We start from the raw sequence: 10,310 nt of genomic DNA on the forward strand, positions 1-10,310 counted from the left end.
ATCGCCATGCGCACGGCGCCATCGACATCCGACTGGCCGATGTCGACGCCTTTCTGGAGAATGCCGTAGAGATTGTCCAGGGCGCGCCGCGCCTGTTCGGCGGCCGAGGCGGACCCCTTGATGGTCAACTGGTTGCCGCGCGAGCGGATGTCGACGCCGAGCTTCTGCTCGAGCCTGGCCAGATTCTCGTCGAACTGGCCATAAAGGGCGCTGGCAAGCTTGTTGTTGTCGAAAGTCAGAACGATGTGCGCCATATCTGAGGCCCCTGAAGGTGGATTCTGGGGCAGGTTCTTCACTTCCGCAGCGCTCAACCGTCTCTCCTCATCTGCCGAGGCTTGTGGCTATGCATGTCGTTGACCCAAAACCGCGGGCACTTTTGAGCGACATGCATCAGGCCAACTCGGCGAACAGGCTATTGTAGCCCGTCTTCGTGATTCGTACCTGGATAATGTCACCGATTTCGCCGGCCTTTTCATCAACAATAACCGGCTGCAGCCAAGGCGAGCGGCCGACCTTCTGGCCCGCCTGGCGGCCGGGCTTCTCGATCAACGTGTCGATGGTGCGGCCGACCAGGCTCAAGCCGAAATCCTGCTGCTGCTTCAAGAGCAGCGCCTGCAGCTGCTGCAGGCGCTCGTCCTTGACCGCTTCCGGCACATGGCCGGCCATCTCGGCGCCCGGGGTGCCCGGTCGTGGCGAATATTTGAACGAGAACGCCGAGGCGTAGTTCACCTGGCGCACGAGTTCCATCGTCGCCTCGAAGTCCGCGTCCGTCTCGCCGGGGAAGCCGACGATGAAATCACCGGAAAGCGCGATATCCGGCCGCGCGGCACGGATGCGGTCGAGCAGCGCCAGGTAGTCTTTCGCCGTGTGCCTGCGGTTCATCGCCTTGAGGATGCGATCCGAGCCTGATTGCACCGGCAGATGCAAATAAGGCATCAGCGCTGGCAGGTCGCGATGGGCTTCGATCAGCTCGTCATCCATATCGCGCGGATGGCTGGTGGTGTAGCGCAGCCGCGCCAGGCCGGGGATCTCGGCCAGCCTGAACAGCAGCCGGCCAAGGCCCCATTCCTCGGTCTTGCCCCCTTTGGTGTCGCCTTGGCCATGCCAGGCATTGACGTTCTGGCCAAGCAGCGTCACCTCGCGCACGCCAGCTGCCGCCAGCCGTTCGGCCTCGGCGACGATCTGCGCGACCGGCCGTGAAACCTCCGAGCCGCGCGTATAGGGCACGACGCAGAAGGTGCAGAACTTGTCGCAACCTTCCTGAACGGTGAGGAAGGCGGTGACGCCACGCTTGATGATCTCGGCGCGCCTGGGCTGTGGCAAATGATCGAATTTGTCCTCGATGGCGTAGTCGGTCTCGACGATCTTTTCGCCGCCGCGCACCCGTGCCAGGACATCGGGCAGGCGGTGATAGGTCTGCGGGCCGATGACCAGATCGACGGCCGGGGAGCGGCGGATGATCTCGGCACCCTCGGCCTGCGCGACGCAGCCGGCAACGCCGATCAGCATCTCGCGCCCGGCCTGAGCCCGTTCGGCCTTCATCTCGCGGATGCGGCCGAGCTCGGAATAGACCTTCTCCGCCGCCTTTTCACGGATATGGCACGTGTTGAGCAGCACCAGATCGGCCTCGCCGATGGCGTCCGTGGCGACATAGCCATCGGCTGACAGCGCATCGGTCATGCGCTGCGAATCGTAGACGTTCATCTGGCAGCCATAGGTCTTGACGAAGACCTTTTTGGCTGCGGCGGATGGCAACGCCGCGCTTTCGGCGGCAATGTCGGTGTCTTTCCGCTCTATCGTGTTCAAATCCATCCGGCGGCTTCTAGCGCCTTTCCGTGACAAAAAACAGACGATTCTGCCCGGTACCGTTACGGCTTACTGGCTCGGACGCGGGTCGGCGAGTGCTGCCCGCATCATGTCACGCACCTGGCTTTCCATCAGCCTTGCCGTTTCCTTGCGGTTGGAGCCTTTGGAAAAGGCAACGGGATCGCCGAAATGAACCTCGACGTCGAGACCGCCTTGCGCCATCAGCACCTTCAGGTGCGGCATCAGATCCTCATCGCCGATCCAGGCGGCGATCGGTCGGTGGCGGCGGCCGAGCGGCACGCCGTGCAGGCGTGTATAGACGATCGCCAACGGCTGGATGAAGACCTGTTCCGCGGCACCTTCGGAGATCGCCATCGAAGCGGCGCCGAACAGCGTACTCTTGAACGGCAGGACCATGTTGCCGTCGCCGGTCGAGCCTTCGGCAAACAGCACCATGGCGTCGCCCTTGGCCATGCGGCTGGCGATCTCGCTCGCCTGGTCGCCCGATGAACGTTTGCGCTCGCGCTCGATGAAGACAGTGCGCTGCAATTTGGACAGCATGCCGATCAGCGGCCAGCCTTCCATGTCAGCCCGGGCGATGAATTTCACGTCGACCATGGAGCCGAGCACCATGATGTCGGTCCACGAGATGTGGTTGGACGCAACCAGCAGCGGACGGCTGTCGGACAGCGCACCCCTGACATGGATGCGCATGCCCAGCGCCCTGACGATCATTCTGTGCCATATCTTGAGGATGATGGTTTCCGGCCACCAGCCGGTCTTCATCGACAGGATCTGCAACGGCACGAGGATCGATGAGCCGGCGACGACGAGGCCCAGCGCCATCGAAATCCTGATTTTTCCGATCATGCGGTCCTGGCCCTGTCCCAGCTTCTAGAACTACGTGCGTCCACTTTCGGGCCTGCGCTAGCGAAGATCGCGGCGCATGACAAGCGCGCCGGTGGGGCCGTGCTCCGGCGATCTGTAGTAATTGGCGCGCTTGCCGACCTCGCGGAAGCCCAGCCGCCGGTATAGCGCGATGGCGGCGACGTTGGTCTCGTCGACCTCGAGGAAAAGCGCCTCGGCGCGCTGCGCATGCAACTCGCGCAGCACAGCGTCCATCAATTGCCAGCCGAGCCCCTGGCGGCGATGGGAGCGCGCCACCGCGACAGTGAGGATCTCGCCCTCGCCGGCCGCCAACCGCGCCAGCACGAAGCCGACCGGCGGCTTGCCGCCCTGCCCGGTCTCGCGCGCGGCGTAGCCGAACACCGTGTCCTGCTCGAGCAGCGCGGCGAACTCGCCATCTGTCCAGGGCCGGACGAAATCCTCGCGATGCAGCACGGAAACGGCCGGGCTGTCGGCAATGGTCAGCGGTTCGAGCGCATAGTCCCTGCGGCGCGGCTGGAGGAAAGGAATGCGCATCAGTTTTCTTGTCTCGCTAGAATAAAACCCGCCTGCGGCTTTGCATCGGCTCCACGCAAGTAAAGCGGCTTTGGCTTTTCGCCTTGGCACTTTTTATCGGCATATTGCGCAGCACCCAGCCGGGCATAGACGGCGATGTCGGCAGTGGCGCCTGTCGGGCCGATGTCGAAGGTCGGGCCGATGTCAAAGGTCCGGCCAGCCGATACCGCTACCTGCGTTGCCGCCGTGCCGGCAAGAACCGGGGAACCGTCAACCGCCATGGCGACGGCTTGCGAAAGCGTGGTCACGGCCGGACCATAGCGCAGAACCGAGCCTTCGTCGTAGAATGCCGCGTGGATTTCCTCGCGCCCGGCGTCAAGGGCGGCAAGCGCCGCGCGGCCGGGAAACGTGGTCACCGCCTCCGCCGCCAGTGCTTCCAGCGTCGTGACACCAATTGCCGGGATTTTCAGCGCCAGCGCCAGGCCGCGCGCCGCCGACACGCCAACGCGTAGGCCGGTGAAGGAGCCTGGGCCGACGGAGACGGCGATGGCGCCAAGGCCGGCATAGTCGGTTCCAGCGGCTTTCAATGCCTCATCGATGACTGCCATCAGATGCTCGGCATGCCCTTTGCCGAGATCGAGCACCGAGCGGCCGAGCTCCTTGCCGGCCACCGCGTCATAAACGCAGGCGGCGCAAAGATTGGCGGCACAGTCGATGGCAAGCAACTTCATGAGGCGGCCGGTTGGAGCATGGGTTCGAAAAACGGTGGTTCCCCTCTGCCTGCCATGGCCCGTCCCCGCAAGGGGATAATGCATAAATCGTTTGACGGCTTCGCTTCGATCTCGCCTGAAGGTAATGTTCCACGAACGCAACCGTCAGGCGATCAGAAGCACTACGCGACCTGCTCGATGCGCAACATGTGGTTGTCCCAGACATAGTCCGGCTCGGAGCGCGTCGCACCGCCCGCTTCGACGATTTCGCCCGTGCCTGTCGTCGCCATGAAGCTCGTTCCATCCGGCGCCACGCCGCAGACTTCGACCAGTGCGCTGGTGGCAAGGACACGGCCGCTGGCTGTCTCGATAACGGCCAGCGAATTGCCTTCAGGCGAGGACACGGCAACAGTGCCGGCGGCAGGGTTAGCCGCGACCGAGCCGATATAATTCCTGAAGCCCGAGAGCACGTCTTGCGGCATGTCGAGCAGTTGCAATTCCTTGCCGCGCGCGGCGCGCCCGACCAGCAGCGGGCGGTCCGTGCCAGCCCCCCGGTACTGGCAACCGAACCAGACCGTGCCGGACTGGTCGGCATCCATGTGACGGATCGACAATTGGTGCAGCTTCGGCGGCAGCTCGTGCTTTTCGACGAGGTCGCCGGTGATCCTGTCGACCAGCACATAGGATGGCTTCATCGTCGCGATGTTGAGTTCGGCGCGGCCGTAATCCGGATGGGTCTCGATGCCGCCATTGGCGACGGCGATCGTTCGGCCGTCGCCCAGCAGCAAAAGCTCGTGCGGCCCCATGCCGTAGGTCGGGAATTCGTCCACACGCTTGAATTCTTCGCGCGCGTCGTAGACGCCGACGACGCCGGCGGCATTGTCGAAGTCGTTCTCGGTGGCATAGAGCAGCGCACCATCGACCGAGAACACGCCATGGCCGAAGAAATGCCGGCCCGGGATGCTGGCAATGGTCAGCGGCGCGTCGCGGCCGGTGTGGTCGAAGACCACGGCAAAGGTGCCGGGCTGCCTGGCAAAAACCACCGAACGTTTCGACACCGGATCGAAGGTGACGTCGTGGCCGCGGTCGGGCAGGTCGATCGCATGCAGCAGCTTGCCGGCCTCGGACAGGATGGCCGCACCGTAGCTGCCGTCGCGCCTGACGAAGGCGGTGGCGAAGACGGCATCCGTGCCAAGCGTCTTTGCCCAGGCCGAGGGTGTCATGGCGGCGGCGAAGCCTGCGCCGGCGGCCTTGAGGAAATTGCGGCGGTCGATTAGCGGCGTCTTCAAGGTTAGTCCCCATCCAGCGAGGAAAAGCCGGCGGTCAAGCCGAATTCGGCTGTCAGCCGGGTGCCGATCAGGGTCGTCAGGCTGGATGTCACCAGCGAGAAATGGTCGAGCTTCTGGCGTTGCGCCGGGTCGGCAAGAGCCTTGTCGACCGGGCCCTTGACAGCCGAGGCGTCGGCTGCCCCGTTGACCAGTTGGATATGGATCGATTCCGCCATCCAGCGCGAGTCCTGGGGCAGCGCATCGCCAAGTTTTGAGGCCTCAAACAGTGCGTCCATGCCCGACAGATTTCCAGCCAGCGACGCGCCGGTGTTTTGCGAGCGCCAATAGATCGCCTGCTTCGGCTTGTCGTCCTCCGGACTGCCGCCGAAGAATCCTTTCAGACGCACGTCGCGGACCATCTCCAGTTCATTGATGAGGACGCCGACCAGTTCGGTCACTGCCTCAGTGCCGTCGCGATAAAGCGCATTTTGCGGTCCGGGATTGGCCCAGAGTGCGGCAAATCCGCCAGGCTTGTTCCAGGCGTCGCTGACATCGGCGGCAATCGTTTCGATGTTGCCGGCGACCGCAGCGCCATAGGCGCAACGATAGGGATCCTCCTTGCCGGCTAGCGTTTCCGCGCCGTCGCCGTAAAGCACGAATTCCAGGGCGCCGAGCCCCTGCATGGCGACGCTCTTGCCGGCCAGTTGTAGCGGATCGGTTGCGGTCGGATCCTTCCCGGCCAATGCCGCCTGCACCTGCTTCAGCCCGATGCTTTTGCGGTCCGGCCAGTAAAGCATGCGCTCCAGCCGGTTGTTCTCCTTGATCGGTCCGAAACCGATGATCTCGGCGACCGACCAGGCATCGACCGTGGCCGAGAACGCGGCGCGCGCCGCATCGAGCTCCTTTTGCGAGGGCGCGGCGCACAGATTACCCATCGATTTGGTCAAGGTTTCAGCGTGCTGGTGCAAGCTGGCATAGGCCGGACGGACAAAGCCGTCGATTGCGCGCTGGATGATTTCAGAGGCCTTCACCGCCGCAGACGCCGGGTGGGCACCGAGCAGAACCAACGGCAGAACAAGCGCAGGCAAAAAGCGTTTCGACATCAGAGCGACTCCAGGAATTTGATCAGCGCATCGCGGTCGACGGCATCGGCGGCGGCAAAGCGGTCGCGCGCCTTTTGCCCCTCGCCGCCATGCCAGAGAATGGCCTCGGCCAAGGTGCGGGCGCGCCCGTCATGCAGGAAGAAATTATTGCCGTTGACGATCTCGGTCAGGCCGATGCCCCATAGCGGCGGGGTGCGCCATTCGCTGCCTGTGGCCTCGCCCACGGCCTGGCCATCGGCCAGATCCGGCCCCATGTCGTGCAGCAGGAAGTCGGAATAGGGCCAGATCAGCTGGAAGGCCTGCGCCTTGTTTGGCGCGTCGCGACGGGTGACGAATTTCGGCGTGTGGCAGGAGATGCAGCCCATGTCGTAGAACAGCTTCTTGCCGGCGAGCACTTGCCGTGTGTCGACATCGCGCCGCGCCGGCACCGCGAGGTTCTGCGAGTAGAAGGTGACGAGGTCCATGACCGGCGGCGGCGCCTCGACCGGACCGAGGCGCTTCTGCACACCGTTCGGCATGGCAAGACAAGCCTTTTCGGCAGCGGTGCAGTCGCCCTCGCTGTTCGGCATTTCGGGCGTCGAGATGCCGATGTCGCCCGAGAATGCGTCCGCCGCCTGCTCGCGGATCGACGGCGTCTGCGCCTTCCAGCCAAAGCGGCCAAGCGTCAGCTCGCCGCTACGGCTATCGCGCACGATGTTGGGCTTGCCGGAAATGCCGTCACCGTCGCGGTCGTCCGGATCGGCATTGGCAAGGATATCGGCCGGCGCGATCTGCTCGATCAGGCCAAGGCCGATCATCGGCGGCGTGAGGCGCGGCGACAGCGTGGTGTGCGTGTCGAGCGGCCCGTAAGCCAGGCCTTTGACCGAATAGCTGGGCTTGCGCAACGAGACGACGCTGCCGTCGCCCAGCGTCACCTTCTGTTCCTGATAGTCGACATGCATCCTGCCTTCGCCCTTGAGGCCCGGCACCGCCAGTTCCTGCAGTTGCGAGCCGTAGACCGGGTCGACGAAATTGAGTGCCTTGTGGTCGGCGAGCGCGGCTTTCTCCTCCTCATTGCTCGCATCACGCGCCAGCCGCAGGAACATCGAAGTGGTGCCAGTGTCGCCTTCCGGCGGATGGCCGCGGCCGTCCTTCAGATGGCAATTCTGGCAGGCCCGTTCGTTGAACAGCGGGCCAAGCCCGTCCGAGGCCTGCGTCGAGGAGGGCGAAGACACCCAGTTCTTGCGGAAAAGCGCGTTGCCGAGCTTGAACGTGCCCTCTTCCTCGAAGGTGATGTTGGCGGAGGATTGCGAGAACGCGTCGCGGTTGACGTCCTTGCGCGACGTGCCGGCGCCGCCCTGCATCAGCTCGAATTGCTCGGGCTTGGAAAAATCCGATGTCGGCCGGGTGACGGCGATGACGCGCGCCAGATCCTTCGGCGTCAGATCGGTGCGGGTGGTGGCGAGACCCGCCGATTCCGGTGGGCCAGCCAGTGCCGAGCCGGCAAGCGGGAGCAAAACAGCAAGCGAAAGCCCGCGAAGCAATCCATATCGCGGGTTTTGGAGGGACGGCAGGCCGTAATTCCCGGCCCGCCGCAAGCGGCGCAAGAATGCTAGGGGGCGCCGCATTCCCGCATGTCCTTAATCCGATTCGTCCGCCGATGCGGCGTTGAGCTGGCCGTATTTTTCCTCGCCGATCGAGGCGAGCAGGTCGAGCTGCGTCTCGAGGAAGTCGATGTGACCTTCCTCGTCCGACAGCAATTCCTCGAACAGTTTCATCGACACGTAGTCGCCCGCTTCTTCGCAAATCTCACGCGACCGCTTGTAGGCGGTGCGTGCGTCATATTCGCCGGCAAGATCGGATTCGAGCACTTCCTTGACGTTCTGCCCGATGCGCAACGGCGCCACGGACTGCAGGTTCGGGTGCCCTTCGAGGAAGATGATGCGGGCCACGAGCCGGTCGGCATGGTGCATCTCCTCGATCGATTCCGCGCGTTCCTTCTTTGCCAGCTTGGCGTATCCCCAGTCTTCCAGCAGCCGGAAATGCACCCAGTACTGGTTGACGGCTCCAAGCTCCAGAAACAGAGCCTCGTTAAGCCGCTCGATGATCTGCTTTTCGCCCTTCATGGGTTCTGCTCCCGTATTGGATGCGCAGGCCTCTGACGCGATCCAGGTGTGAAACGATGTCCACGCCGCTCGCCTCCGAGCGGGCGTGGTAGTTCTCGGTTACCCGAATGATCGTTTCGACCACATTTGGGAAGCAGCCGCAACAGCGACCGCGCTTCTGCATGGCATGATAGATCTTCGCCGGCACGATAAGTTGCCAGGGATCCTGATCCAGCAGGCCGACGATCGTCTGCTCAATCTCCTTCTCGGTGATGATGTTGCAATGGCAGATCAGCATTTATTTGCTCTGGCTGACGGCGTTCCCAGGCGCCGTGTGGCTGGTTTTGATGGAGAACGATCCTGAAGGCCGCCCTTCGGGATCGTGCTCAAGGCTTACTGGAACACCTTGGCTTACTGGAACACCTTGTCTGGCGCGTCGAGGCTGTCGGAGCCCTCGAAGGCGATGGCATTGAGTTTCAGGGAGCCTACGGCGCGTTCGATCGACTTGGTCTGGTCGATCAGCGCGTCGATCGCCGCCTGCACGGTGGCGTTGCCTTCGGTGTTGCCTTCGGCGATCTGCTGGTCATAGGCCTCGCCGGCAACCGCCCGCGCCTTGATCGCCTCCATCTTGGCGACAGTGACATCCAGCTTGTCCGACAGTTCCTTGTCGATCGCCGGATCGGCGGTCTTGACCATGTCGGACACTGACGGCCCCTCGACGACGGTGCCGTCGAGGCGCGTGTAGCTGCCACGATAGGCGGCGCGGATGCCGATCGCGTCATAGAGATGGGAGTTGTAGGTGTTGTCGGAGAAGCAGTCGTGCTCTTCCTCCGGATCGTGCAGCAGCAGGCCGAGCTTCATGCGCTCGCCGGCGAGTTCGCCGTAGGACAGCGAGCCCATGCCGGTGAGGATGGTCGAGATGCCGGCATTGGGTTCGCCGTCGACGAGGTTCTTGCGCGCGGCGCCGCCTTCCTTCCAGTCATTGACCATGTCCTGCAGGTCGGAAACCAGAAGGTCGCTCGCCGACTTCAGGTACTGCGCGCGGCGGTCGCAATTGCCGCCGGTGCAATTGGCAAGATCGTAGTCCGTGTAGGGCCGCTCGCCGGCGCCCGGGCCAGTGCCGTGCAGATCCTGGCCCCAGAGCAGGAATTCGATGGCGTGATAGCCGGTGGCGACGTTGGCTTCGATGCCGCCAGCCTCCTGCAGCGTGCCGGAGAGGAATTCAGGCGTCAGGTTCGAGGCGTCGACCTTCTTGCCGTTGATCTCGATCTCCTTGTTGGCGATCACATTGGCGGTATAGAGCGAATTGGCGTCGGACTCGGTGCCATAGCTCTTGGCGACATAGTCGATCAGGCCCTCATCCAGCGGCCAGGCATTCACCTTGCCTTCCCAGTCGTCGACGATCTTGTTGCCGAAACGGTAGACCTCGGTCTGCTGATAGGGAACGCGCGACGCTTTCCAGGCCTCGCGAGCGGCGTTCAGTGTTTCCACCGACGGCTTGGCGAGCAGCGCGTCGACCGCCTTGTCGAGCGCCTGCGCCGTGGTCAGCGAATCCTCGTATTTGGCGAGCGCAATGTCGGAATAGGTCTTGATGACCGCCTTGGCATCGGTTTCGGCCTTGGCCGGCAGCACGAACACCGCCGCCGTCAACATAGCCGTAGCGCAGATCGCTGCCAGCCTGCCGCCATTGCGTACTGTCATCATCGTTCTCCAGTTCCTTGGAAATTCAGTAAAAGGCGCGCGCGCCGACCGGCCCCAAGGCATTCGCATGCCATCATGGGCAAAAGACGCCGCGCCATTGCGCGGTTCGCGGAAGAAAGACACCGAAATGCCTCCAATCGAAAGGGTTCAAGGCCCAGACATCAAAGGGATGCGCTTGATGCGCAAGCTTCCATAACACGATGAAGGCGCTGGAAGTCAACTGGCATTGAAGAGAAA

10 protein-coding genes and 1 pseudogene are annotated in these 10,310 nt (G+C 63.4%); all 11 read right to left on the bottom strand.

Annotation, left to right across the window (positions count from 1 at the left end):
* Positions 1 to 254: pseudogene (locus tag CN311_RS30700) on the bottom strand (PhoH family protein); the annotation flags it as partial.
* A 136-nt stretch (positions 255 to 390) separates the two neighbouring features.
* The gene (miaB, locus tag CN311_RS30705) at positions 391 to 1,812 is read right to left on the bottom strand and encodes a tRNA (N6-isopentenyl adenosine(37)-C2)-methylthiotransferase MiaB (RefSeq protein WP_097577335.1); all 1,422 of its coding nucleotides are present in this window, start codon (positions 1,810 to 1,812) and stop codon (positions 391 to 393) included.
* A gap of 63 nt (positions 1,813 to 1,875) precedes the next feature.
* On the bottom strand, positions 1,876 to 2,676 hold the full coding sequence (gene olsA, locus CN311_RS30710; protein WP_097577336.1) for a lyso-ornithine lipid O-acyltransferase: 801 nt from the start codon (positions 2,674 to 2,676) through the stop codon (positions 1,876 to 1,878).
* A gap of 57 nt (positions 2,677 to 2,733) precedes the next feature.
* Positions 2,734 to 3,228 (bottom strand): ribosomal protein S18-alanine N-acetyltransferase, encoded by a 495-nt coding sequence (gene rimI / locus CN311_RS30715; RefSeq protein ID WP_097577337.1) that lies wholly within the window; start codon positions 3,226 to 3,228, stop codon positions 2,734 to 2,736.
* Positions 3,228 to 3,938 carry a tRNA (adenosine(37)-N6)-threonylcarbamoyltransferase complex dimerization subunit type 1 TsaB gene (gene tsaB, locus CN311_RS30720; RefSeq protein ID WP_097577338.1) on the bottom strand — a complete coding sequence of 237 codons (711 nt, stop codon included), beginning with the start codon at positions 3,936 to 3,938 and terminating at the stop codon, positions 3,228 to 3,230. The genes rimI and tsaB overlap by 1 nt, the downstream gene beginning before the upstream one ends.
* A 161-nt stretch (positions 3,939 to 4,099) precedes the next feature.
* Positions 4,100 to 5,206 (bottom strand): DUF1513 domain-containing protein, encoded by a 1,107-nt coding sequence (locus tag CN311_RS30725; RefSeq protein WP_097577339.1) that lies wholly within the window; start codon positions 5,204 to 5,206, stop codon positions 4,100 to 4,102.
* A 2-nt stretch (positions 5,207 to 5,208) separates the two neighbouring features.
* Positions 5,209 to 6,288 carry an imelysin family protein gene (locus CN311_RS30730; protein WP_097577340.1) on the bottom strand — a complete coding sequence of 360 codons (1,080 nt, stop codon included), beginning with the start codon at positions 6,286 to 6,288 and terminating at the stop codon, positions 5,209 to 5,211.
* Entirely contained in the window at positions 6,288 to 7,811 is a 1,524-nt protein-coding gene (locus CN311_RS30735; RefSeq protein ID WP_425351109.1) for a di-heme oxidoreductase family protein, read from the bottom strand. Before CN311_RS30735 ends, CN311_RS30730 begins: the two co-directional genes overlap by 1 nt.
* 96 nt (positions 7,812 to 7,907) lie before the next feature.
* Positions 7,908 to 8,393, bottom strand: coding sequence for a bacterioferritin (gene bfr / locus CN311_RS30740; RefSeq protein ID WP_008872249.1), 486 nt, complete (start codon positions 8,391 to 8,393; stop codon positions 7,908 to 7,910).
* Complete coding sequence (locus tag CN311_RS30745; RefSeq protein WP_006338010.1) at positions 8,359 to 8,670, bottom strand: (2Fe-2S)-binding protein; 312 nt, start codon at positions 8,668 to 8,670, stop codon at positions 8,359 to 8,361. Before CN311_RS30745 ends, bfr begins: the two co-directional genes overlap by 35 nt.
* A 113-nt stretch (positions 8,671 to 8,783) precedes the next feature.
* Positions 8,784 to 10,073: an imelysin family protein gene (locus CN311_RS30750; RefSeq protein ID WP_097577342.1), complete on the bottom strand. Its 1,290-nt coding sequence runs from the start codon at positions 10,071 to 10,073 to the stop codon at positions 8,784 to 8,786.
* Between the last annotated feature and the right edge of the window lie 237 nt (positions 10,074 to 10,310).

This window comes from Mesorhizobium sanjuanii, from assembly GCF_002529485.1.
Lineage (GTDB): Bacteria > Pseudomonadota > Alphaproteobacteria > Rhizobiales > Rhizobiaceae > Mesorhizobium > Mesorhizobium sanjuanii.

Coding starts and splice junctions, on each gene's coding strand:
- olsA (WP_097577336.1), bottom strand. CDS start 2,676: ATGATCGGAAAAATCAGGATTTCGATGGCGCTGGGCCTCGTCGTCGCC.
- tsaB (WP_097577338.1), bottom strand. CDS start 3,938: ATGAAGTTGCTTGCCATCGACTGTGCCGCCAATCTTTGCGCCGCCTGC.
- CN311_RS30745 (WP_006338010.1), bottom strand. CDS start 8,670: ATGCTGATCTGCCATTGCAACATCATCACCGAGAAGGAGATTGAGCAG.
- rimI (WP_097577337.1), bottom strand. CDS start 3,228: ATGCGCATTCCTTTCCTCCAGCCGCGCCGCAGGGACTATGCGCTCGAA.
- CN311_RS30750 (WP_097577342.1), bottom strand. CDS start 10,073: ATGACAGTACGCAATGGCGGCAGGCTGGCAGCGATCTGCGCTACGGCT.
- CN311_RS30730 (WP_097577340.1), bottom strand. CDS start 6,288: ATGTCGAAACGCTTTTTGCCTGCGCTTGTTCTGCCGTTGGTTCTGCTC.
- bfr (WP_008872249.1), bottom strand. CDS start 8,393: ATGAAGGGCGAAAAGCAGATCATCGAGCGGCTTAACGAGGCTCTGTTT.
- miaB (WP_097577335.1), bottom strand. CDS start 1,812: ATGGATTTGAACACGATAGAGCGGAAAGACACCGACATTGCCGCCGAA.